At 63.5% G+C, this 23,061-nt stretch carries 18 protein-coding genes; 12 read left to right on the forward strand and 6 right to left on the reverse strand.

What is annotated here, in order from left to right; translation table 11 throughout:
- The first annotated feature begins 213 nt into the window (after positions 1-213).
- Genes M1248_RS17300 through M1248_RS17320 form a run of 5 tightly spaced genes read left to right on the forward strand, consistent with a single transcriptional unit; the run spans position 214 to position 5,313 of the window.
- Positions 214-2,025, forward strand: a complete 1,812-nt coding sequence (locus M1248_RS17300; protein ID WP_317149168.1) for an NAD(P)H-dependent oxidoreductase subunit E — start codon at positions 214-216, stop codon at positions 2,023-2,025.
- The gene (locus tag M1248_RS17305; RefSeq protein ID WP_317149169.1) at positions 2,022-2,738 is read left to right on the forward strand and encodes a 2Fe-2S iron-sulfur cluster-binding protein; all 717 of its coding nucleotides are present in this window, start codon (positions 2,022-2,024) and stop codon (positions 2,736-2,738) included. The genes M1248_RS17300 and M1248_RS17305 overlap by 4 nt, the downstream gene beginning before the upstream one ends.
- Positions 2,735-3,352, forward strand: a complete 618-nt coding sequence (locus M1248_RS17310; protein ID WP_317149170.1) for an NADP oxidoreductase — start codon at positions 2,735-2,737, stop codon at positions 3,350-3,352. The genes M1248_RS17305 and M1248_RS17310 overlap by 4 nt, the downstream gene beginning before the upstream one ends.
- A gap of 15 nt (positions 3,353-3,367) precedes the next feature.
- Complete coding sequence (locus M1248_RS17315) at positions 3,368-4,849, forward strand: Ni/Fe hydrogenase subunit alpha (protein WP_317149171.1); 1,482 nt, start codon at positions 3,368-3,370, stop codon at positions 4,847-4,849.
- Positions 4,846-5,313, forward strand: coding sequence for a hydrogenase maturation protease (locus M1248_RS17320; protein WP_163724781.1), 468 nt, complete (start codon positions 4,846-4,848; stop codon positions 5,311-5,313). The genes M1248_RS17315 and M1248_RS17320 overlap by 4 nt, the downstream gene beginning before the upstream one ends.
- Positions 5,314-5,331: 18 nt before the next feature.
- On the opposite strand, the gene otsB is transcribed toward M1248_RS17320, so the two are convergent.
- Positions 5,332-9,009: a trehalose-phosphatase gene (otsB, locus tag M1248_RS17325; protein WP_317149172.1), complete on the reverse strand. Its 3,678-nt coding sequence runs from the start codon at positions 9,007-9,009 to the stop codon at positions 5,332-5,334.
- A complete protein-coding gene (gene ppsA / locus M1248_RS17330) occupies positions 9,006-11,402 on the reverse strand; it encodes a phosphoenolpyruvate synthase (protein ID WP_317149173.1) in 2,397 nt (798 codons plus the stop codon). The genes otsB and ppsA overlap by 4 nt, the downstream gene beginning before the upstream one ends.
- A gap of 342 nt (positions 11,403-11,744) precedes the next feature.
- Between ppsA and M1248_RS17335 the strand changes: the two genes are divergently transcribed.
- From M1248_RS17335 to M1248_RS17355, 5 genes are all read left to right on the forward strand, one after another.
- The gene (locus M1248_RS17335; RefSeq protein ID WP_317149174.1) at positions 11,745-13,142 is read left to right on the forward strand and encodes a wax ester/triacylglycerol synthase family O-acyltransferase; all 1,398 of its coding nucleotides are present in this window, start codon (positions 11,745-11,747) and stop codon (positions 13,140-13,142) included.
- Positions 13,139-14,512: a wax ester/triacylglycerol synthase domain-containing protein gene (locus M1248_RS17340; RefSeq protein ID WP_317149175.1), complete on the forward strand. Its 1,374-nt coding sequence runs from the start codon at positions 13,139-13,141 to the stop codon at positions 14,510-14,512. The genes M1248_RS17335 and M1248_RS17340 overlap by 4 nt, the downstream gene beginning before the upstream one ends.
- Positions 14,505-14,966 carry a hypothetical protein gene (locus M1248_RS17345; protein WP_232076044.1) on the forward strand — a complete coding sequence of 154 codons (462 nt, stop codon included), beginning with the start codon at positions 14,505-14,507 and terminating at the stop codon, positions 14,964-14,966. The genes M1248_RS17340 and M1248_RS17345 overlap by 8 nt, the downstream gene beginning before the upstream one ends.
- Positions 14,967-15,062: 96 nt before the next feature.
- On the forward strand, positions 15,063-15,872 hold the full coding sequence (locus M1248_RS17350; protein WP_163724792.1) for a lysophospholipid acyltransferase family protein: 810 nt from the start codon (positions 15,063-15,065) through the stop codon (positions 15,870-15,872).
- 181 nt (positions 15,873-16,053) lie between these two features.
- Positions 16,054-16,488 (forward strand): pyridoxamine 5'-phosphate oxidase family protein, encoded by a 435-nt coding sequence (locus M1248_RS17355; protein ID WP_163724794.1) that lies wholly within the window; start codon positions 16,054-16,056, stop codon positions 16,486-16,488.
- 20 nt (positions 16,489-16,508) lie between these two features.
- On the opposite strand, the gene M1248_RS17360 is transcribed toward M1248_RS17355, so the two are convergent.
- Positions 16,509-17,195 carry an SRPBCC family protein gene (locus tag M1248_RS17360; protein ID WP_317149176.1) on the reverse strand — a complete coding sequence of 229 codons (687 nt, stop codon included), beginning with the start codon at positions 17,193-17,195 and terminating at the stop codon, positions 16,509-16,511.
- 259 nt (positions 17,196-17,454) lie between these two features.
- Here M1248_RS17360 and M1248_RS17365 point away from each other — a divergent pair, with 259 nt between their 5' ends.
- Both M1248_RS17365 and M1248_RS17370 read left to right on the forward strand, forming a co-directional pair.
- Positions 17,455-17,739 carry a DUF1876 domain-containing protein gene (locus M1248_RS17365; RefSeq protein WP_163724798.1) on the forward strand — a complete coding sequence of 95 codons (285 nt, stop codon included), beginning with the start codon at positions 17,455-17,457 and terminating at the stop codon, positions 17,737-17,739.
- Between the two features lie 25 nt (positions 17,740-17,764).
- Positions 17,765-19,810: an erythromycin esterase family protein gene (locus M1248_RS17370; RefSeq protein WP_317149177.1), complete on the forward strand. Its 2,046-nt coding sequence runs from the start codon at positions 17,765-17,767 to the stop codon at positions 19,808-19,810.
- Between the two features lie 91 nt (positions 19,811-19,901).
- On the opposite strand, the gene M1248_RS17375 is transcribed toward M1248_RS17370, so the two are convergent.
- The 3 genes from M1248_RS17375 to M1248_RS17385 form a co-directional block, all read right to left on the reverse strand.
- The gene (locus M1248_RS17375; RefSeq protein ID WP_163724806.1) at positions 19,902-20,891 is read right to left on the reverse strand and encodes an Acg family FMN-binding oxidoreductase; all 990 of its coding nucleotides are present in this window, start codon (positions 20,889-20,891) and stop codon (positions 19,902-19,904) included.
- A gap of 86 nt (positions 20,892-20,977) precedes the next feature.
- On the reverse strand, positions 20,978-21,847 hold the full coding sequence (locus M1248_RS17380; RefSeq protein WP_317149178.1) for a 3-oxoacyl-ACP synthase III family protein: 870 nt from the start codon (positions 21,845-21,847) through the stop codon (positions 20,978-20,980).
- Positions 21,831-22,937, reverse strand: a complete 1,107-nt coding sequence (locus M1248_RS17385) for a 3-oxoacyl-ACP synthase III family protein (protein ID WP_163724812.1) — start codon at positions 22,935-22,937, stop codon at positions 21,831-21,833. Before M1248_RS17385 ends, M1248_RS17380 begins: the two co-directional genes overlap by 17 nt.
- Between the last annotated feature and the right edge of the window lie 124 nt (positions 22,938-23,061).

The raw sequence follows: 23,061 nt of genomic DNA on the forward strand, positions 1-23,061 counted from the left end.
CTGTTCGGGGTCGCGGCCTCCCGCTCGGTGCCGTTCGCCGCGACGACGACCGATCCTGCTGTCCAATGCACTGTGGGCGAGCAGCGAGTTTAGAGTGAGAGGTGTAGTGATTCGGCATTGTGGGCGGTGTGATCAGCGGGGTCGATGGACCGGTTCGACGGGTTCACCGATGACGTTTGCTGCACCGGATGTGCAGCCTCGGACCGATGCGGGATGAATACAGACGTCGAGACGGTCCTGCGGCGTTACCGCTACGACGGAACGCGGCTGATCGACATCCTGTGGGATATCCAGCGCTGGTACGGCTACATCCCCGCGGAGCATCTGCCGCAGATGGCGGCCGCGCTGAATCGGACTCCTCTGGACATCGTGGAAACAGCCTCCTTTTATCACTTCTTCCACGGCACGCCAACCGGACGCCACCGGATTTACTTGAGTAACACCGTGATTGCCAAGATGAACGGGTATCAAGAGGTGTACGAGGCGCTCGAGCGACAGACCGGGGCGCGCTTCGGGGAAACCGACGCGGATGGGATCTTCGGTCTGTTCGAGACACCGTGCATCGGGCTCAGCGACCAGGAGCCCGCGATGATGATCGACGACGTGGTGTTCACGCGACTGACGCCGGATACCGTCGCGAACATCATCACGCAGTTGAAGGCGGGGAAGGTCGCCGCCGACATCGCGAACCCGGCGGGGCTGCCCGATGATGACATCGCGTACGTCGAGGCCCTCGTGGAGTCCAATGTCCACACGCGGGGGCCCGTGTTCTTCCGCGGCGAGCCGGATTACCAAACGTTGCTCAAGAACTGCCTCGCCCATACGCCCGAGCAGACGATCGGCGTCGTCACTGAATCCGGGCTGCGGGGATACGGCGGTGCAGGGTTTCGAACCGGGTTGAAGTGGCAGTTGTGCAGGGACGCACCCGGCGACGAGAAGTACGTCATCTGCAACGCCGATGAGGGCGAACCGGGCACGTTCAAAGACCGCGCACTCCTGACCCGATCGCCGAAGGACGTTTTCATGGGGATGGTCATCGCGGCCTACGCGATCGGCAGCTCCCACGGGATCGTCTATCTCCGTGCTGAATACGTGTATCTCAAGCGCTATTTGGAAGGCCAGCTTCAGCAACTCCGGGACGACGGGTTGCTCGGACCCAGTGTCGGCGGACGATCGGGATTCGACTTCGACATCCGCATCCAGATGGGTGCCGGTTCCTACGTCTGTGGTGAAGAGTCCGCGCTGATCGAGTCTTGCGAAGGCAAACGGGGCACACCCCGGCTGAAACCGCCCTTCCCCGTTCGAGAGGGCTACCTCGGCAAACCGACCAGCGTCAACAACGTCGAGACTTTGGCTGCCGCAATCCGCGTCATGGAAGAAGGCGCCGAATGGTTCCGCCGCATGGGTACCCCCGACTCGGCGGGCGCCCGCCTGTTGAGCGTCGCCGGGGACTGCAATCGTCCGGGAGTTTATGAGGTCGAGTGGGGCATCACCCTCGATGAGGTGCTGAGAATGGTCGGTGCGGCCGACGCCCGCGCGGTCCAGATCAGTGGGCCATCGGGGGAGTGCGTGTCGGTAGCGGCGGACGGCCGACGCCGTATCGCGTACGAGGACATCCCGTGCAACGGGGCTGTCACCATCTTCAACAGCACCCGCGATCTACTGGCCTGCGTCAGGGATTACACCAAGTTCTTCGCCGACGAATCATGCGGCATCTGTGTCCCTTGTCGGGCGGGCACCGCCGATCTGCACGACAAAGTAAGACTCGTCATCGCAGGCAACGCGGTACCAAAGGATCTCGACGAGGTCGCCCGGTGGGGTGCCGTGGTGCACGCGACCAGTCGGTGCGGTCTCGGTGCGACTGCGGCCAATCCCATCCTGACCACACTCGAGAAGTTCCCCGAGATCTATCGGCAAAGGTTACGCACCCAGGAACACACCCTGTTGGCATCGTTCGACCTTGACGCCGCGCTGGCCGGGTATGAGAAGGCACGGACCGAACTGCAGACGGGTGAAACGACATGACCATCCGAATCGAGATCGATGGAATATCGGTGTCGACCGAGGAGGGCGCAACGCTGGTCGATGTCGCCGCGGACGCCGGTGTGTACATCCCGACACTGTGCTATCTCAGAGACAAGCCGTGCCTGGGGACATGCCGGGTGTGCTCGGTCAAAGTGAACGGCGCCGTGGTCGCGGCGTGTACGGTCGCCGTCTCGGACGGGATGACGGTCGAGGTCGATGAACCGGAAACCGCCGATATGCGAAAGGCGCTGGTAGAACTGCTGTTCACCGAAGGCAACCACAACTGTCCGAGTTGTGAGAAGAGCGGGCGCTGCACGCTGCAGGCGGTCGGTTATGAGGTGGGCATGCTGGTGTCTCGCTTCCCGTACCGGTTCCCGGTTCGAGAGCGTGAACATGCGTCCGAACGGATCTGGCTCGAGCGGGATCGTTGCATCTTCTGCCAACGCTGCGTCGAATTCGTCCGCGACGAAGCAACCGGACAGAAGATCTTCAGCATCAGCCACCGCGGCGCCGAATCCCGGATCGAAGTCGATGCCGAACGTGCCAACGCGATGCCGGTCGAGCAGGTCCGCTATGCCGTCGAGATCTGTCCCGTCGGTGCCATCCTCGAGAAGCGGGTGGGATTCGACGTCCCGATCGGCCGACGCAAGTATGAAGTGAAATCCGTCCGCGACCGGGCACTCGACCAGGCAGACGGACCGGACGCGCCGTGACTGACGAGACCAGATCGGACGAACTCCCCTCAACGCCAGCAGATCCGGCGTTATCGGCGGGGCGCGAGGGCAAGATCAACGTGGCAATGATCGGCTTGTGTGGCTGCTGGGGGTGCACGTTGTCGTTTCTGGACATGGATGAGCGGATCGTTCCGCTCTTGACGAAGGTCACCATCCACCGGTCCTCGCTCACCGATATCAAGAGAATCACCGAGCGCTGCGCAATCGGCTTCATCGAAGGTGGTGTCGCGAATGAGGAGAACATCGAAACGCTGCGACATTTCCGAAACAACTGCGACATCCTGATCTCCGTCGGAGCCTGTGCCGTCTGGGGCGGGGTGCCTGCGATGCGCAATGTCTTCGAGCTCAAGGATTGCTTGGCTGAGGCGTATGTCAACTCACCGACCGCCGTTCCCGGTGCCGAACCCGTCATCCCCTGCCACCCGGACATCCCCCGAATCACCACCAAGGTCCACCCCTGCCACGAAGTGGTGAAGATGGACTACTTCATCCCTGGCTGTCCACCGGATGCGGATGCCATCCTGACCGTGCTCGAGGATCTGATACATGATCGTCCAGTTACGCTGCCCCGCTCGCTCAATCACTACGACTGATCTCGGAGACTTCGCGTGAGCAGAAAGCTCGTCATCGACCCCGTTACCCGCATCGAGGGCCACGGCAAGGTGACCGTGAACCTCGACGACGACGGCAACGTCGTCGACGCCAGACTGCATGTCGTCGAGTTCCGCGGTTTCGAGAAATTCGTTCAGGGCCACCCGTTCTGGGAGGCGCCGATGCTGATGCAGCGCATCTGCGGAATCTGCTTTGTCAGTCACCACCTGGCTGGCGCCAAAGTGCTCGATGACATGATCGGCGCTGGCGTGAACTCAGACTTCAAAATAACGCGGACAGCGGAGAAGATCCGTCGGCTCGGCCATTACGCGCAGATGCTGCAGTCTCATGCGACGGCATACTTCTACTTGGTGGTCCCCGAGATGATGTTCGGGATGGATGCCGCGCCAGAGCAACGTAATCTTCTCGGCCTCATTGAGGCTGACCCGGCGTTGATGCGAAGAGTGATCATGCTGCGCAAGTGGGGCCAGGAGGTCATCAAGACCGTCTTCGGCAGGAGGATGCACGGCATCAACTCGGTGCCCGGAGGCGTCGACAAGAACTTGAGTCGCGCCGAATGTGACCGTCTGCTCAACGCTGAGGAGGGACTCCCGTCGGTCGACGAGATCATCGACTACGCGCAGGACGGACTTCGACTCTTCTACGACTTCCATGAAAAGAACCGAAGCGCGGTGGACGGGTTCGCCAACGTTCCCGCGCTCAACATGTCCCTGGTCGACGCCGACGGCAACGTGGACTACTACCACGGCGCCCTGCGCATCGTCGACGAGAACAAGCGCACCGTCAGAGAATTCGATTATCACGACTACCTCGCTCACTTTTCGGAAGCCGTCGAAGAGTGGAGCTACATGAAGTTCCCCTTCCTCAAGGAGCTCGGCAGGGAGAAGGGCTCGGTCCGGGTGGGACCGCTCGCGCGGATGAACGTGACCAAGACGCTGTCGACCCCGCGCGCTCAGGAGGCGCTGGAGCGGTTCCACGCCTACACCGGCGGCGCACCCAACAACATGACGCTGCACACCAACTGGGCGAGGACCATCGAGGTGCTCCACGCCGCGGAACTGATCGAAGAGTTGCTGCGCGACCCCGATCTGCAGGACGAGGACCTCGTCGTCACACCCGCAGCGGGCGCATGGGTCGGCGAGGGCGTCGGTGTCGTCGAAGCGCCTCGCGGCACGTTGCTTCATCACTACCGCGCCGGTCCGGACGGGGACATCACCTTCGCCAATCTCATTGTGGCCACGACACACAACAATCAAGTTCTGAACCGCACAGTGCGCTCGGTGGCCGGGGACTACCTGGTGGGTCGCGGCGAGATCACCGAAGGGATGATGAACGCGATCGAGGTCGGAATCCGTGCCTTCGATCCCTGCCTGAGTTGTGCGACGCATGCCTTCGGCCAGATGCCGCTGATCGTGACGGTCCGCGATCCGGCGGGAACAGTGATCAACGAACGCGTCCGTTCGGCATCCGGTTCATGAGACTCAGCGACCTCGACGACGATTCTTGCCTGATCTATGGCATCGGCAACGTGGGTCGCCAAGACGACGGCTTGGGCTGGGCATTCGTGGATTGGCTTCAAGCGGAAGGTCTTTGCCCGAGAGCGGAGATGCAGCGCGGTTATCAACTTCTGCTCGAGGACGCTGAACTGATCAGCAACATGGAACGGGTGTTGTTCGTCGATGCCACCAAAGAGGCTTCGGTGGAATCATTCACCTTGGGTCGCGCGACGCCTCGAATGGACTTCACCTTCACATCGCACGCCATCTCGATCCCCGCCATCATGGCGACCTGCCAGCAGTGCTTTCAGCGCCTGCCGGAGGTGCACGTCCTCGCGATCAGGGGATTCGAGTTCGAACTCGCAATGGGGTTGACGCCGGCGGCGCAGCGCAACCTGGATGGTGCAACAGCCCATCTTCTCGGGGAGCATCGTCGGCAGGCGTGATGTCTCTGAAATTAGCCATCAGCCGGGGAATCGGACGGTGGTGCCGGGCATCAGCTCGACAACCTTGCCGTGGCACTCCACTTCGATCCCGGCGGCGTTTCGCGGATCAACGCTGATGATCACGCCCTTCCCGCTGACCCGCAGATGCAGGTGCAGGCCGCGGTAGAGGATCGGTATCGCCAGCACGCCAAGGCTTTCCGGCCAATGTGGCGAGAGGATGATGCGGTTGGACCGTGTTTCCAGCCCGGTGAAACACCGCTGCATCAGGTCGACGGTTCCAGCCATGGCCGCCAGATGAATGCCTTCGGATGTGGTGCCGCCCTGGATGTCGGAGACGTCGGCCTTCAGCGCCTGGGTGAAGAACTCCATGGCCCGGTCGCGGTTGGCTCTGGCCAGCACCCAGGTGTGCACGACACCACTGAGCGTCGATCCGTGCGAGGTGCGGGCCAGGTAGTAGTCCACCATCTTCGGTACCTGTTCCGGGGCGAAGCGATAACCGAGCCGGGTGAGCAGCTCACGCAGCTCGTCTGCCGACAGCAGGTAAAGCAGCATCAGCGCGTCGGCTTGCTTGGACGCCTTGTAGCGGTTCACGTCGTCGTGCTCGGCCTCCAGGATGCGGTCCAGCCGTTGGATGTTGCCGTACTGGCTGCGGAGCCGGTCCCAATCCAGATCCGCCAAGTCGCCATAGCCCTCGAACTGGCTGATCACACCGTCGTGGAACGGGACGAACATCCGCCGGCTGACGTCGTTCCAGTGCGCGAGCTCGGCACTGCTGAGGCCCAGCGTCTCCATCAGGTCCAGACGGTTCGGCAGCGGCAGCAGGTTCAGTGCGTCGATGGCGCGCATGATGACCCAGACCGCCATGACGTTGGTATACGCGTTGTTGTCGATGCCGTCGTAGGGAGCGTCGGGATAGCCGGAATGGAACTCGTCGGGGCCGATGACGCCCTTGATGCTGAAGCGTGCGCGCTCGTCGTCGTAGGTGGCCAAGCTGACGAAGAACCGCGCGATCTCGGCGAGCAGTTCCGCGCCGTAGTCGATCAGGTAGGCGAGGTCGCCGGTGACCTGATAGAACTTCCACGCGTTGTAGCCGACCGCGATACCGATGTGGTGCGCGCGGGCGCTGGCGTCGGGGTTCCAGTGGCCGCTGCGCGGATTCAGGTGCAGCCGTTGACTTTCCTCGCGACCGTCGCTGCCGGACTGCCAGGGAAACATCGCGCCGGTATGGCCTGCCGCGCGGGCGGCGTGCCTGGCTTCCGGCAAGCGCCGGTAGCGGTAGCCGAGCAGGGACCGGGTGATCGTCGGAATCCGCAGGTTGAGCACCGGGAAGATGAACAATTCGTCCCAGAAGATGTGGCCGCGATACGCCTCACCATGCAGGCCGCGGGCCGGCACTCCGACGTCGAGGTCGGCGGTGTTCGGTGACACCGTCTGTAGCAGGTGCAGCAGGTGCAACCGCAGAATCCGCACTTCGTCGGTGAAGTCGTCGAATTCGATGGACAACCGCTCCCACAGATGCGTCCAGGCGGTTCGATGCCCGTCGAGCAGTTCGGCGAACCCGCCGAGCCTGCCTACCCAACGCTGCGCGTCGACGCCGGGTTCCGAGGTAGCCACGTCCCGGCCCGTGTAGACGGTCACGACCTTCTCGATCGTCACCGACTCTCCGGCCGACAGTCGAACAGCGATGTCATGACCGATCTCGGCGTCCAGGTTGAACAGCCGAATTGTCGCGGGGACCGGTTCACCGTCGCGCAGCGCGGTGTTTCGCGCGGCCATCGCGACGGGGATGTGGGACTGGTTGGTCTGGACCGTCAGCAGGACTGAGTTGTTCGAGATTTCGCGGGTGACCGGCGACCCGAGATGCTCGCTGGCCAGGTCCCGATATCGCTCGACGAGGGAGTTCGTCACGTTGCCGTCCACCGTCGAGCGGAATTCGATTGTCCCGGACCAGTCCTCGGCGAGGATCTTCGTCTCGAGAGCGCCGACGTGGGGCAGGTGCATCGCCACGAACCGTCGTTGCCTCAGGGAGCTCGTCCGGCCTGCGTCGTCGCGGAAGCGCACCTCCCGATGCAGTACCGCCTCGCGAAGATCGAGCGTCTGCCGGTACGACAACACGGTGACCGCATCGATGTCGAACCAACTGCCGCCGTCGATGCGGAAGGTCAACGACAGCCAGTTGGGCAGATTGACCAGGCTCTCGTTGTCGATCTCGGTTCCCGACACGTCGTCAACGAGCCGGTTGAACACCCCGGCCGCGTAGGTGCCCGGGTAGTGCACCTGCCCGGCCTTCGACTCGGGTGCTGCTCCCCGGGTGGCGAAGTAGCCGTTCCCCAAGGTGCACAGAGCCTCACGGAGCTTTTCGTTCGTCGGGTCGTAGCCGTCGAAGACGTAATCCCACGCCTCACCTGAGACCTGGTGCTTGTAGGCCAGCCACTGGGACCCACGCTGCATGAACTCGCGCACCTGATCGGGACTCTGCAGGGTGAAGTGGGCAGCCGTCTTGCGGTCGCCGTCCTCATCGTGTCCGACGACGATCCCGATGCCGTCGAACTTGACCGCGTCGAACGCGTCCTCGTCGGTGAGGTCATCGCCGATGTAGATCGGCAGCAGCGAGCCGGAGGCGTCGATATGGTCGCGGATCCACGCCAATGTGGTGCCCTTGTCCCAGTCGAGGTCGGGCCGCAACTCCACGAGCATCCGCCCACCGGTCACCCGCAGGCCCGCCCTCGCCCCGACTTGATGGGCTGCAGAGACGATCTCACCGACTCGATCCGGCTCCACCTCTCGGTAGTGGACCGCGACGGCAAAACGCTTGTGCTCGACGCGTACTCCCGGAATCTTTTCCAGGTTCTGGCTGAGTTCCGCGGCAGCGTGTTCAAGGAGAGGGACGAACTCGGCAGCCGCGTCGTTGCAGTGGTAGGCGCCATCGGGCGACGTCAACTCGAAGCCGTGGCTGCCTGCGTACCAGACGCCGGGAACGCCCACTCGGCTGCGGACGTCCGCGAGGTCGCGACCGCTCAGTATGGCCACGGGACATACCTTGGCGACGAGCTCCAACGCCTCGGCGGCGCCGTCGACGAGCCTGGCCGCAGCGGGATTCGAGACGATGGGGGACAGCGTGCCGTCGTAGTCCAGGAACAGCATCGATTCGCGTGCGCTCGTGATGCCGATCAACTGACCGTAGGACGTCAGCGCATTCGGGAGTTCGGAGATCCGCTTGTCACCGGCTCGTACGGCGACGTCGTCCAGGTCAGCGAGCACGACGTCGGCGCCGCGGTGGGCCAATTCATCGGCGCGTCCGGTGCCGTCGATACCGATGACGAGCGCGAAGCCCCCATCGCGTCCTGCGGCCACGCCTTCGGCGGAACTCTCGACGACGACACACCGTTGAGGTCGCACACCGAGTCGACGCGCAGACTCCAAAAGAACCGTGGGATCGGGGTTCTCCGCCGTCCCGCGTTCGCCTGCGACGCCGTCGATGCAGACCTCGAACAGATCGTCGACCCCGGCGGCCTTCAGCGCCCGTTGGCATTGCGGGCTCGACGAATAGGCCGCCGTGGCCATGCCGATGTCCTGCAATTTGCGCGCCAGGTCCACCGTTGCCCCGAAGAGCGGCGCGTCGGTGGTCAGCGCACCGTCGAGGTCGAAGAGGACCGCGTCGTGACGACGCGGGTCGATGGTGATCGGCAGCTTCATGGCGCGGGGACCAGCTGTCGTTCCAACTCCAGGACCCGGCGGGTGGTCTTCACCACGGTGTCGGGATTCAGGCTCATCGAGTCGATACCGATCCGGACCAGGAAGTCGGCCATGTCCGGATAATCCGAGGGGGCCTGTCCGCACAGCCCGGAGTGAATTCCGTTGCGGCGGCAACCATCGACGGCCAACCGGATCATCTCCTTGACGCCCTCGTCGCGTTCGTCGTAGTCGAAGGCGACCATCTCGCTGTCCCGGTCGACGCCGAGCGTCAACTGGGTCAGGTCGTTGGAGCCGATGGAGAAGCCATCGAAGCGCTTGGCGAATTCGTCGATCAGGATCACGTTGTTCGGGATCTCGCACATCGCGTACACCTTGAGCCCGTTCTCGCCTCGCCGCAGGCCCAGTTCCGCCATCGTCTGCAGGACCAGGTCGGCCTCGGCGATGCGGCGCACAAACGGGAGCATGAGGATGACATTGGTCAAGCCCATGTCATCGCGAACCCGTTGCATTGCATGGCATTCGAGCGCAAATCCCTCGGCGTAGGCCGGATGCGCATAGCGGGAGGCGCCACGGAAGCCGATCATCGGGTTGCTTTCGGACGGCTCGAAGCTCTGCCCGCCGATCAGGCTGGCGTACTCGTTGGACTTGAAGTCCGACATCCGCACCACGACGGGCTTGGGCCAGAATGCGGCGGCGATGGTGCCGATTCCCTCGGAGAGCCGTTCGACGAAGAACGCACTGCCATCGGTGTAACCCTGAGTGAGTTGATCGATGGTCTGGCGTGCGTCCAGGTCGTCCACCTTCTCCGGGTGCAGTAGAGCGAGCGGGTGAACCCGGATGTACTCGCTGATGATGAACTCCATGCGGGCCAGTCCCACGCCATCGTTCGGTAGGAACGACGTTTTGAACGCGAGGTCGGGGTTGCCGAGGTTGAGCATGATCTGCGTCCGGGGCCGCGCCAGGTCGCCGACTTCCGTGCGGTCCACGTGGAAACCCACAGCGCCCTCGTATACCCGGCCGGTATCGCCCTCGGCGCAGGACACCGTCACCACCTGGCCGTCGGGTACGGAGGTGGTCGCGTCACCGGTGCCCACCACAGCGGGGATGCCGAGTTCGCGGGCGATGATCGATGCGTGGCAGGTGCGGCCGCCGCGGTTGGTGACGATCGCCGCGGCCGTCTTCATGACCGGCTCCCAATCGGGCGTGGTGGTGTCGGCAATCAGCACCTCGCCGGGCTTGAATGCCGTTAGCTGCGTTAGGTTCTCGACCCTTCTTGCCGCCCCCGAGGCGATCCTTTCACCCACCGATCGGCCCTCGGTGATGATCTCGCCCTTGCCCTCGAGCACGTAGGTTTCCAGTGCGGTCACGCTGTGCTGCGAGGCCACCGTCTCAGGTCGGGCCTGGACGATGTAGAGCCTTCCGTCGAGACCGTCCTTGGCCCACTCGATGTCCATCGGCCTGCCGTAGTGCGCCTCGATGGAGCAGGCATAGCCGGCCAGCTCCAACACGTCGGCATCGGTGAGGCAGAACCGGGTGCGGTCGGCCTTGGGGGTCGGGATGTTCCTCGTGGTGTTCTTGGTCTCGCCATCGACGAGGATCATCTTCACGGCCTTGTCGCCGAGCAGGCGCCGGAGCACGGTGCGGTGGCCGGCGAGATACGTCGGCTTGTGGACGTAGAACTCGTCTGGGTCGACGGCGCCCTGAACGACGTTCTCGCCGAGGCCGTAGGCACCGGTGATGAAGACGGTGTCGCGGAATCCCGATTCGGTGTCCAGTGAGAACATCACACCGGATGACGCGATATCGGAGCGCACCATCTTCATCACGCCGATCGACAGCGAGACCTTGAAATGGTCGAAGCCCTGGTCGATTCGGTAGTGAATCGCCCGGTCGGTGAACAGGCTGGCGAAACACCGTCGACAGGTGTCGAGGAGACTCTCTTCGCCCTTGATGTTGAGATACGAATCCTGCTGTCCAGCGAAGCTGGCGGTTGGTAGGTCCTCGGCAGTCGCCGAACTGCGTACCGCAAGGCTGACCTCGTCGCCGTATTCCCGCTGCAGAGCGCGGTATCCGTCAAGAATCGCGGCGGTCAGATCGTCGGGTAGTCCGGCGCCGTAGACGATCTCTCGGGCGCGCTTGGCTTTACGCGCCAGCGCGGCGACGTCGGCAGGGTCGATGTCGTCGAGTTCGGCATGCAGGCGGCCCCACGCCCCGGCCTCGTCCAGCATGTGGCGATAGGCGGTAGCGGTGATGGCGAATCCGTGCGGAACGCGCACGCCCTGAGCGGAGAGCTTCTGGAACATCTCGCCGAGTGAGGCGTTCTTGCCGCCGACGAGCGGCACATCATTGATTCCCATGTCTTCGAAAAAGCGAACGTATTCAGATGTACCCATGACGTGTCCTCTCGTCGCACGGCACCACAGCCGCCCACGTGCCCAACCTCCCACTTCGGTAGGTGGGGACACAGGGCCGAAGGTCACTCGAATGGGTGACGAGCCGACCTGACGCGACCCCCAAAGTCCGACCGCGGATCACCGGTCTGGGTCGAGTTCGACTGTCACAGAGCGCGTTGCGACCGGTATCGCGTCATCCACAAACCGGTACGGTCGTGATGGGCATCAGTCACCGCGACTACGACGGACGGCGACGCACCGCGAGTGGTAACGACATTGTCCCCACGGGTTGAGGACTTGCGACCCTGCCGCGGCAACCGCCGCACCGCGCAAGGTCGACGCATGGAGCACCTCACGACGCTGGATGCGAGCTTCCTGCAGGCCGAGGATTCCGATTCCCACGTGAGCCTGGCGGTCGGCGGCGTGTCGATCGTGGAAGGACCGCCGCCCGACTACGGCGATCTGGTGTCGGCGTTCGCCGCTCGAGCGCAGGCCATCCCGCGCTGCACCCAAGTGCTGCGCACGCACCCGTTCGACCTCGGCGCACCGGAATGGGTGCACGACCCCCACTTCGATGTTGCGCATCACCTCCACCGAATCGCGTTGCCTCATCCGGGGGATGACTCCGCGCTGTTCGGGGCGATCGCCGGCATCATGGAACAACGGCTGGACCGCGACCGCCCGCTGTGGGAGTGCTGGATCATCGAGGGACTCACCGACGATAGGTGGGCGCTGTTGATGAAGATCCACCACTGCATAGCCGACGGCATCGCCACCACGCAGATGCTGGCAAAGCTCAGCGACGGTGGCGCTCAGGAGACCTTCGCGACCAGTATCCGCGCAGCGCGGGAGTCCGGCGAATCCATCCTCGATCTGCTGCGGCCGAGGCTGAACCCGCTGAACTGGATGGGCGGCATTTGGCAGGCGACGCTCGCAGCGACCAGCGCCGCCGAACACGCCGTGGTCGGGGCGGCCGAACTAACGGCTCGTGTGCTCACCACCGCGCAGGATTCTTCACTGAACGGACCCATCACGAAGATGCGTCGCTACAGCGCCGCGCGCGTCGACCTGGCCGTGATGAAGCAGGTGTGCCGGGATTTCGACGTCACGCTCAACGACGTGGCGCTGGCGGCAATCACCAGCGGTTACCGGACGATCTTGCTCGACCGCGGCGAAACGCCGGGACCCCATGCACTGCGCACGCTGGTCCCCGTCTCGATGCGTTCGGTGGACGACTTCGATGTGACTGACAACCGGGTGTCGGCGATGCTGCCCCTCTTGCCCGTCGATGAACCCGATCCCGTCAAGCAGTTGGAGATCGTCCACCAGCGACTGGTCGAGGCCAAGGGAAGCGGTCAACGGGAGGGCGGCAGTGCCGTTCTCGCCGTGACGGGAAGCATTCCATTTGCATTCTCGGCGTGGGCGATTCGACTGCTGACCCGCCTGCCGCAGAAGTCGGTATCCGCGTTGGCGACGAACGTGCCGGGACCCCGCACCCGGCAGCGGTTGATGGGTCGGGACGTGTTGGAGATCCTGCCGGTGCCGCCGATCGCCCTTCACCTGCGCACCGGTATCGCGATGCTCAGCTACGCCGACCGCTTCTTCTTCGGCATCACCGCAGATTTTGACAACGCACCCGACGTCGACGCGCTCGCCCGGGGGATCGAGGACGCCGTAGGACACTTGGCGACGCTCGGTGGCTCGCGAGGACAGACACGAGCTGTCGGTGACCACAAATGACCGAATTCATGCGAAGCAGTGATGCTTTCACCTGGGCGATGGAAAGCGATCCTCGGTTGCGATCCACGGTGGTCACGGTGATCATGCTCGACCGATCGCCGGATTGGGACGAAGTGCGCGATCGCTTCGACGTCATTTCGCGCATGGTGCCGATGGTGCGCCAGCGTGTCGTTCCATCGCCGCCGCCCGCACCGCCGAGGTGGGAGCACGCCCCAGACTTCGACCTCGACTTCCACATGCGCCGAGTGACGGCACCCTCGCCCGGCACCATCGACACGGTGCTGGAGATGGCGCGGGTCGCGGCCATGGAGGACTTCGACCGGGCCCGCCCCCTGTGGGAGGCCACGTTGATCGATGGACTCGAAAACGGCGGCGCGGCAATGCTGCTCAAGTTCCACCATGCGCTGACCGACGGAGTCGGAGGCATCCAGATCGGAATGATCCTCTTCGATCTGTCCGAGGTTCCCGATAAACACGGTTCGGTCGCGGCACTGCCCGAGGAGCCGCCGCCGCCGTGGCTACGCAGCTACCGTGACACCGCGCGATACGGCGCCGGCTTGGTGACGGAGGCGGTGACGGGCGCTCTGAGGACGGCTCCGAAGCTGATTGCCAACGGCATTCTGAACCCGGTGGAAACCGTTTCGTCGGCAGCCGAGTTGGCCGCCTCGGTCTACCGCACCATGCGCCCGGTCAGCCGGACCGGCTCGTCGCTGATGAACAACCGCAGCCTTGTCCGCAGGCTCGGCGTGCTCGAAGTCCCGTTCGGACAGCTCAGGGCCGCCGCGCACCAGGGCGGCGGTGCGTTGAACGACGCGTTCGTCGCCGGCGTCGCCGGGGGACTGCGCCTCTACCACGAAGAGCACGGCGTCACGGTCGGCGACCTTCACCTGACGATGCCCATGAGTCTGCGCGAAGAGGGCGACGACATGGGCGGCAACCGAATCACCATCATGCGGTTCGACGTGCCGGTCGGCACCGCCGATCCCGAGGAGCGAATCCGCCAGATCCACGACAGAACCGGAAAGGTGCGTCACGAGAAGTCGCTGCCGTACACGCAGTGGATCGCCGGCGCTCTGAACATGATGCCGCGCTGGTACATCGGCTCGATCCTGCGCAATGTCGACTTCCTGTGCAGCGACGTGCCGGGGATACCGGTGCCCGTGTTCCTTGGTGGCGCCAAGGTGTTGACGCAGTACGCATTCGGCCCGACGATCGGCTCGGCGGTCAATGTCACGTTGTTGACATACGTGGACGTGTGCACTCTCGGCATCGACGTGGACACCGGCGCGATTCCCGACCACGACGTATTCATGGATAGCCTCGTCGCCGGTTTCGACGAGGTGTTGGCGCTTGGCTTGGGCCATGTCTAGGAGGAACGGTCGAGGCATCGCGGTCGCCGGCATCGTCGGCGCCGCCGGCCTCGCGATGCTCGTGCTCGTGCCGGGGTTGCGCCTCGGCACGGACGTGCCGTGGTTGGGTGCCCTGGTGATTCTCGCTCCCACGGCGACGTTGTTGGCCGCTACGGGATTCCGGCACTATGGGCTTGGAACCGCGGTGGCCGTCGCGGCCGTGGTCGCGGTCGTCGCAGGCGGCGTCAGCTGGCTCGTCGCGGTCTTCACGTTGGTGAAGGCGCTGAGCGGGGTGGGCGTCGGGCTCGCCTGGGCGATACTGCTGTTCCTCACTCCTGCGGTGTCGGTGCTCGCACTAGGTGCGCTGGCATTGCGCGTTGTTCCAGGGCGGTCGGCGCCGGGCGAGCCGTCTGACGCGGTACAGCAGCCAGGGGCGTCGGCGCGCGTGAACCGACGTCACGATGTACCGGGATGACGAACGAAACGGGCTGTCAGCGACGTCGACGCGTAAGCCGCTCGATCGGCTCAACGCGCCGCGCCCGCTCCGGCGCCGACTGACGGAGTGGGACGAATGGCCGACGAACCTTCGGTAGTGGCGAAGTGGGACCGGGGTCTCACCCGACGCGTCGTTGACCTGCACCGCCCGATCGTGAAGAGCTACTTCCGTTCTCAGGTACTCGGATTGGAAAACATTCCGCGTGGGCCGGCGCTGATGGTGGCGAATCACTCGGGTGGGCTCATCACAGTCGACCTGTCGGTACTGGCCGTCGACTACTACAAGACCTTCGGATACGAGCGGCCGCTCTACGCGCTGGCCCACGACAACATGTTTCGCGGACCGGTGGCCGGGTTTCTCGAGCGCACCGGTGTCATCCGAGCCACCCCCGAGCACGCCGCCGAGGCGCTGGCGACCGGTGGCCTGGTGCTCGTCTTCCCTGGTGGGGACTACGACGTCTACCGGCCCACCCGGCGGGAGAACGTCATCGATTTCGGCGGGCGTACCGGGTACGTGACGACGGCGATCGAGGCCGGCGTCCCCATCGTTCCCGCGGTATCGATCGGCGGCCAGGAGAACCAGTTCTACCTGACCAGAGGACGGTGGTTGGCACGTGCGCTGCGGCTGACGACGTTCGAGCGCAATCTCTTTCGGACCAACATCCTTCCGATAACCATCGGATTCCCGTTCGGCGTCAGCGTGGTGTTGCCGATCAACATGCCGCTGCCGACAAAGATCGTCACGCAAGTGTTGCCGGCGATCGACGTCGCCGCGGAGTTCGGGGACCAACCCGATGTGCACAGGGTCGACGCCCACGTGCGCGCGGTGATGCAGCACGCCCTGGTCGCATTGGCGCGCAAGCGTCGGCTGCCCATCATCGGGTGACTCGTGACCTGCGAGCTGCCGCAACTGCCATCCGCTCGAGGAGCGTTCGATACGAAGTCGTGGTTAGGCGGGCTGTAAGGGTGTCATTCCGGCGCTGCCAGATGTCCACGTCCTTTGAGTCCTGAATTTGTGGGACTTTTGGCCGCATTCTCGGGCACAGACGTTCGGTAACGTTGCGGCCATGACCACACCGACTCAACCGATCTCCATCCTGTCGGAGACGGAATGCTGGAGCCTCATGTCTAGTGTCTCCCTGGGACGGCTTGTCACGAGCGTCGACGGTCAGCCGGACATCTTTCCCGTCAACTTCGCCGTCCAGCACAAGACGGTGTTGTTTCGCACAGCTGAGGGCACCAAATTGGTCAGCTCGGCCATCAACAACAACGTGCTGTTCGAAGTCGACGACCACAACGCCGTCGAGGGCTGGAGCGTCATCGTCAAGGGGATAGCACGGTCAATGCGTACCGATGCCGAGATCGACGAGGCCGAACGGGCACAGCTGCTCCCGTGGACCGCCACGGTCAAGCAGCACTACGTGCGCATCCGCCCGCTGAGCATCAGCGGCCGGCGCTTCACCTTCGGCTCTGAGCCGGACCGCGAGTTCACCATCGCTTGAGTCGCCGCGCCCACGCCCACCTAGACGATCCGGTGTAGGTCGTCGCTCGCTTCGGCAGCCGCGGTTTCAGCCTGGACCTGTTGTTGCACCCTGCGTTTGATGCCGAGCAAGATCCCCCGCGTCACAAAAGCCGTTACCGGCCCAGCGAGCTCGGTGACCAACGCCTGGCCGGGACGACGCAACGGTGATCGGATGCGAATGAGAAGCCGGCAGCGATCATCCCAATGCGGAATGACATGGAACGACCACACCACGTTCCATTCGCGGTCAGTTCCTCGGCCCGCAGAAGCTCGCAACACGATGGATTGCTGATCGGCGACCTCCACCACCTCGAGCACGAACCCTTCGCGTAACCCCATCCAGCCCTTGGGAACAAGCCTGATCGTGTCACCCGGCGCGAGGTGTTGCCATTCGGGATGAATGCGGTCTGCGTTGACGTACCGCAACCCGGCGAAGTTCTCCAACTTCTCGAAGGTGTAGAGCCCGCCGCGATCTTGGCCCATCTGAACCAGCCACGGCCAGATCGCATCGGGCGGACCGTCAATCCACACCGCTTCGGTGCTCCGCACACCGGGTCCGGCGATGAGGTCATCGCCGTCGAGGAACATCTGGCACTCTTCCTTCGTGGTGCCCCAGTTGCGGTAGTACCGCCGCGCTGCGTACAGGAACGCCAGTGTTCCGGCGAGCCGCAGTCCGTTTTTGATCATGACCTAAGGGTGCGCTGGCCGGGTACAACCCGGCTAGGGTCGCTAGTCCCTGATCCGATCGACGTTTCGCCGCAGCACTTCTTCGCACGTCGGCGACGACGACGCCGGCCGTCGAGACACGCAGGGTCACTCCGTCGACCGATGGATGTGCGTGTGGCCTCCGAACGGCCCGCTGGGCGGGGTCTTCAGGCCCTACCGGGACCCGTCGTCGGGTGGTCGGATGCATGTTGGGAGTGACGTTGTGAAGGAGATGACTGCGATGACTGGCGAACGATCGGATGTCGTGGAGAAGAACTGGACTGTCGACGTGTCGATCGACGAGCACATGGGACTCACCAGAGCCAAGGCGCGGCTGCGCTGGCGCGAAAAAGAAGAAGTCGGTATCGGTACCGCGAGGCTCAATCCCGATGACCGGGATATCGCCGAGATCGGTGACGAACTCGCCGTCGGACGTGCCTTGTCGGATCTGGGGAGGCGGTTGATGGCGGTGGCTGCACACGACATCGAGTCCGTTACCCATCAACCGGCGAATTTGCTGTACTGACAATTATTGACGACGGAGGGCCGAAATGACGCGTGCCTCAGAGGTTTTGAATAGCAAACCCAGACGCGTCTTTCGCGATCGTCGCGAAGCTGGTCGTGTGCTGGCCGGCATGCTCGGCGCATACCGTGGACGCGAAGGTGTCATTGTGCTCGGCTTGCCTCGCGGCGGCATTCCCGTCGCATGGGAAGTCGCGGCGGCCTTGGCTGCGCCCCTTGACGCCTTCGTGGTGCGGAAGCTCGGTGCGCCGGGTCATGAGGAGTTCGCCGTCGGCGCCTTGGCCAGCGGCGGGCGCGTCGTCGTCAATGACGACGTACTGCGGGCGCTACGAGTCACGCCGCAACAGCTGCGGGATGTCGCCGAACGCGAGGGCCGAGAGCTCATCCGGCGTGAGACCGCCTACCGCGGCGGTCGGCCGCCGTTGGATCTCACGAACAAGACCGTGATCCTCGTCGACGATGGTCTTGCGACCGGCGCCAGCATGTTCGCTGCAGTGCAGGCCCTGCGGGAGATGGAACCTGCCGAAATCGTGATCGCGGTTCCGGCTGCCCCTGAATCGACTTGCCGCGAGTTTTCAGCGATCGTCGACGACGTCGTCTGTGCAACGATGCCGACGCCATTTCTTGCGGTCGGAGAGTCGTTCTGGGATTTCCGGCAGGTGAGCGACCAAGAGGTGCGTGACTTACTCGCCACTCCGACAATCGGTTTCGCTACCGTTGGTATACGCATCGAGGAGACCGCCGCGGAAGTGATCGGTCGCGTTGCGATTGACGCGCCCGGCGGCGTTCCGCCGTTTGAAGTGCTCGACGAAGTCATCGGAGACGCCCGGATCGTACTGATCGGCGAAAGCTCGCACGGCACAGACGAGTTCTACCGGGCGCGTGCCGAGATCACCAGATGGCTGATCGAAGAAAAAGGCTTCAGCGGCGCTGCCGCCGAAGCCGACTGGCCCGACGCATATCGGGTCAACCGATACGTACACGGTTTAGGCACAGATCAGTCCGCAGACGAGGCATTGCGAGGCTTCGAGAGGTTTCCCGCGTGGATGTGGCGCAACGTGGTGGTGCGTGATTTTGTCGACTGGCTGTACGACCATAACGAGCGCAATCGGACGGTCGGCGGACACCAGGCGGGTTTCTACGGCCTTGACCTCTACAGCCTGCATCGGTCAATGCAAGAAGTGATCGCCTATCTCGACACTGTCGACCCGCAGGCAGCGGCGCGTGCGAGGGCCAGATACGCCTGCTTCGACCACGCATCGGCGGATGACGGTCAGGCGTACGGATTCGCGGCGGCGTTCGGCGCCGGTCTGTCGTGTGAGCGCGAAGCGGTCGAGCAATTGGTTGAGATGAAGCGCGCCGCGTTGGAATACGCGCAGCGTGACGGACTGCTAGCCGAGGATGAGGCGTTCTACGCCCAGCAGAACGCGCAGACTGTGAGGGACGCAGAGGTCTACTACCGAGCCATGTTCAGCGGCAGAGTCACGTCCTGGAATCTTCGGGATCGGCATATGGCCCATACTCTGAACGCTCTGGTGGCCCACCTGGACCGCCGTCACGACCAGCAGTCCACCCGAATCGTCGTGTGGGCCCACAATTCGCATGTCGGCGATGCCAGAGCCACCGAAGCGGGCAGCGACGGGCAGCTCACACTCGGCCAGCTCGTGCGTGAGCGGTATGGACAGGGTTCCCGGTTGATCGGGTTCACAACGTATTCGGGCACGGTCACTGCCGCCAGTGAGTGGGGTGGCATCGCCGAACGCAAGTATGTCCGGCCTGCCCTCAACGGCAGCGTCGAGGAACTGTTCCATGAGACGGAGCGTTCCGAATTCTTGGTTTCGTCGTCTATCAGCCGCGCCGCGGCCGATCCTCTGGACGTCGTCCGGCTGGGACGGGCTATCGGCGTCATCTATCTCCCGGCGACTGAACGACAGAGCCATTACTACCATGTCCGCCCAGGCGAGCAGTTCGACGCGATCATCCACATCGACAGAACGAGAGCACTTGAGCCGCTTGAGGTCACAAGTCTGTGGACGGCGGGCGAAACGCCGGAGACATATCCCACCGGGTTGTAGTGACTTGTGTCGCGTGCGCGCTACTTCGCGAGACATACTCCTCTATGGGAACTTTCGCCCATGTGCGAACCCGTGCTCGGTACCTCCGGGTTCATTCACGTCGTTCAAGCACATCGGCCAGCGGCCTGCGCGGTGTAGCGGCCAATGCCGCATCGGCAGGCCGGGAGTATCCGATCCTGATCAGCAGCTGGGGCGTACCCCGTTGACCAGTTAATTCACGGACGATCTCGCGGCTTTGAGCTAGTTCGGTCATATGGGTGAGGGTGCACGTCGCCAGCCCACTCGCCGTGCACCGGAGCAAAACCGCCGATAGTGCCTCTCCACACCGCAACACGTCCAACCGGGCATCTTCGTGATGAGTGGACAAAACCACGATTTTGGACCGGTCGACTTCGGCGTGCTCGGTGCGGGGGGAGGCGTAAGGGGTGGGAAAATGACGGCCGGCATCGATGAGTCCGGCTGCCTCAGCTGACAGCAGCGCCGATTGCGGCACCCCATCTCCCGATGCGAAAGGTGAGGTCCACCAATTGAGTTCTGCTTCATAGGAGGGGTCGTTTGCCCGGAGCGCCGCCGTGAGTCGAGAAACCGTCGCTAAGGTCGGTCGCGCATTGTCGAGCACGGTGTCGAACATCACGTGGTGGCGGAGGACGGTCTGGCGAAGCAGCACTTCGAATCTCGCCCAATCAGCAGGAGCCTCGTAGGGTCGCCGATCCGTGAAGCGCCGGCCGATGGCCAGCGCATCGGCTCGACTGTCTGCGGCCATTCCGGGCGGCGCCGAATCGAAGGTGATCGCCGCCACGTGAAGAGGATCATCAGGATCGGGGAAGCGCTGCACGGCAGCTTCCCATCCGAAGGCGGCCATCGCGACGGTCAGATGATCGAGTGCGGCGCCACAGCTGAGGTAGATCTCGCGACCTTCAGGGTCAGCGGCGTTCATCACCCGTGTGAAGTCGGCGAAAAGATGGAGTGTCGAAGTTTCGGCAACCCACCGCCATGGCTGACTGTTGTGCAGCGATGGAGCGCGGCAGGCCAACCGGACGGCGTCTTGTATCACCGCGAAACTCGGCTTTGCTTGTGTCATCGACACTACTCCTACGATCTAGATGCCCGACAATGACGGGTTTGATTCAAACCGCCTCGCGTTGAGGGACTTTGGTCTCACCATATTCACAACCGGTACAGCGTCGCGCCGACGGTCACTCCGGCACCGGCGGCGACGATGAGAATCGAACCAGTCGCCCCAACGGCGGTCGCCGCCTGGCTGAATGCAGACGCCAATGCGGCTGTGTGCATTCTTTCGTCGTGAGCCATCGTGATTCTTTCCGGTGAAACACCCAGTCGGACCGCGAGCGCGGCGCGATACTGCGGCCTGGGCGGAGTTGCCACAATTGCGTCGACGTCGTCGATGGTCAGCGACGCATCGCGAAGGCACCGGTCAACGGCTCGTGATGCAGCGTCAGCGAATTTCTGCTCAAGTGAGGGTGATTCGTGAACGCGAAGAACATTTCGGTGATCAACTAGCCCGACTGTGGCGGACAGGGATTCTCCTTGGTCGAGGAGATTCTGCCAGTAGGTTGGTCCGAACCCGCGGTCGTCGTCCGACCACGTGCACAATAGTGATGCGCCGGCCGCCGCGAACGGAAACTGTTCGCTCATTCCGTGCCCGGGATCCGCATCGCTTGCCACCACCAACGCGCATCTGATCACGTGTGACTTCAGGAAGCCGTCCGCGATTTGTAAGGCCGTGAGGAGACCGCAAGATCCGTTTGCGACGTCGAACGAAAATGTGCCGTGGCCGTTTTCATGTGGTTCTTCGGGGTTGGCGCCGACATCCTGCTGGATCAGTGCGGCCAGCGCCGGCTCGGCCAAATTGCGGTCACGATAGATCCCGGCATTGATCAACAGGTCGATCTCCCGCGCAGTACGTCCGGCATGACGCAGACAATCCTCGGCCGACTCAACCGCAAGATGAAGGGCGCTGTGACGTGTGCGCCAGCGTCCATGGGTGCAGCCGACGGCGTCAATCACAGTGCCCATAGCGATCCACCATTTTCTCGTCCAGCGTCAAGAGGACAATTCCGATCTCCAGACCGGACGCGAGTGCGATCAATGCGACCGTTTCACCGGGCCGGATGTTTCCCGCCTGCAGTTCTTCGACTAGGGCGACCGTGTGGGTGGTCGATGCGGTATTGCCATACCGGTCGACAGTGATCACCGCATCGTGTCGAGGGCTGTCGCCGAATTCCGCAGAAACCCGCGCCATACCCTTGCGGATAGCGCGTGCGGACGTCTGGTGGGTGATTACGTGATCGATGTCGTGTATCGAGATGCCCACCGCATCAAGCACTTCGTGTAATAGGACTGGAGTGTTGGACATCGCGGCCTGGTGGATTCCGCGTGCGTCTGTGAACATTCGCGCAGCAGGTTCACTGCCCTTGGGGTATGCCAGGCAGAGTCGGCTGTATTGGGCCACGGTGGTGAAGCCCGCAAGCTCGATACCCGCGGATCCAGGGGCGGCCCTCTCGAGTAGCAGCGCGGCGCCCGCGTCACCGAGTGTCAGGGAGGCCAGCTCTTTGCTCATGATGGTGCGAATATGTCGCGCCGCATTCTGCCCCAGCTGCGAGATGTACTCTCCGCTGACCACCAACGCGCGTTGGATCGAGCCCTGTCGAATCCAGTTGTTGGCTACCGTGACTCCGGTCAGCATTCCAGCGCATGCGTTCGACAGATCGAAAGTCATCGCATCGGGTGCCCCGATCGCGTGTGCGACGCCCGCGCTCATTGTCGGCTCGAGCCACTGCGTCAGGCCATCCTGGAACTTCGTGATGCTGCAGCTGATCACCACGTCGATTGATGAGGCGTCGACCTGCGCCTTGTCGAGGCAGTCCAACGCCGCCGCGGTAGCGAGGCTGTAGGAATCCTCATCCCCCACCGAAACGCGACGTTCTCTGATTCCGGTCAGCCGTTCCAGGTCGATGTGTGTGCGATGCCGTGTCGTGGCCATCAGCTCATCGGTGCCCAGGTGCGTCGTCGGCAGGTGCCGGCCCGCACCGGCCAACCGTGCCCGGAACGGCGCGTCAGGAGCCCCCGCTGAAGGCTCCATGACCAGCCAGTCCGTGTGTTCCATCAATCGATCATGTGGCGCCAGGTGACGAGAGAGTAGGGCGTTTTGGGCATCGAGGCCGAGGACCTTCGGCCCTAAGTCATAAGCTGGTGTTTCGATTTCATGAGCTGAGCTTTGGAGGCCTGCC

Origin of the sequence: Mycobacterium sp. 29Ha, from assembly GCF_032883055.1 — a bacterium.
GTDB lineage: Bacteria > Actinomycetota > Actinomycetes > Mycobacteriales > Mycobacteriaceae > Mycobacterium > Mycobacterium gallinarum.

Bases quoted from the DNA above. Each gene is read 5' to 3' on its own strand.
- M1248_RS17300 (WP_317149168.1), top strand. From the start codon at position 214: ATGAATACAGACGTCGAGACGGTCCTGCGGCGTTACCGCTACGACGGA.
- M1248_RS17305 (WP_317149169.1), top strand. From the start codon at position 2,022: ATGACCATCCGAATCGAGATCGATGGAATATCGGTGTCGACCGAGGAG.
- M1248_RS17320 (WP_163724781.1), top strand. From the start codon at position 4,846: ATGAGACTCAGCGACCTCGACGACGATTCTTGCCTGATCTATGGCATC.
- otsB (WP_317149172.1), bottom strand. From the start codon at position 9,009: ATGAAGCTGCCGATCACCATCGACCCGCGTCGTCACGACGCGGTCCTC.
- ppsA (WP_317149173.1), bottom strand. From the start codon at position 11,402: ATGGGTACATCTGAATACGTTCGCTTTTTCGAAGACATGGGAATCAAT.
- M1248_RS17335 (WP_317149174.1), top strand. From the start codon at position 11,745: ATGGAGCACCTCACGACGCTGGATGCGAGCTTCCTGCAGGCCGAGGAT.
- M1248_RS17340 (WP_317149175.1), top strand. From the start codon at position 13,139: ATGACCGAATTCATGCGAAGCAGTGATGCTTTCACCTGGGCGATGGAA.
- M1248_RS17345 (WP_232076044.1), top strand. From the start codon at position 14,505: ATGTCTAGGAGGAACGGTCGAGGCATCGCGGTCGCCGGCATCGTCGGC.
- M1248_RS17350 (WP_163724792.1), top strand. From the start codon at position 15,063: ATGGCCGACGAACCTTCGGTAGTGGCGAAGTGGGACCGGGGTCTCACC.
- M1248_RS17355 (WP_163724794.1), top strand. From the start codon at position 16,054: ATGACCACACCGACTCAACCGATCTCCATCCTGTCGGAGACGGAATGC.
- M1248_RS17360 (WP_317149176.1), bottom strand. From the start codon at position 17,195: ATGATCAAAAACGGACTGCGGCTCGCCGGAACACTGGCGTTCCTGTAC.
- M1248_RS17365 (WP_163724798.1), top strand. From the start codon at position 17,455: ATGACTGGCGAACGATCGGATGTCGTGGAGAAGAACTGGACTGTCGAC.
- M1248_RS17370 (WP_317149177.1), top strand. From the start codon at position 17,765: ATGACGCGTGCCTCAGAGGTTTTGAATAGCAAACCCAGACGCGTCTTT.
- M1248_RS17375 (WP_163724806.1), bottom strand. From the start codon at position 20,891: ATGACACAAGCAAAGCCGAGTTTCGCGGTGATACAAGACGCCGTCCGG.
- M1248_RS17380 (WP_317149178.1), bottom strand. From the start codon at position 21,847: ATGGGCACTGTGATTGACGCCGTCGGCTGCACCCATGGACGCTGGCGC.
- M1248_RS17385 (WP_163724812.1), bottom strand. From the start codon at position 22,937: ATGGAACACACGGACTGGCTGGTCATGGAGCCTTCAGCGGGGGCTCCT.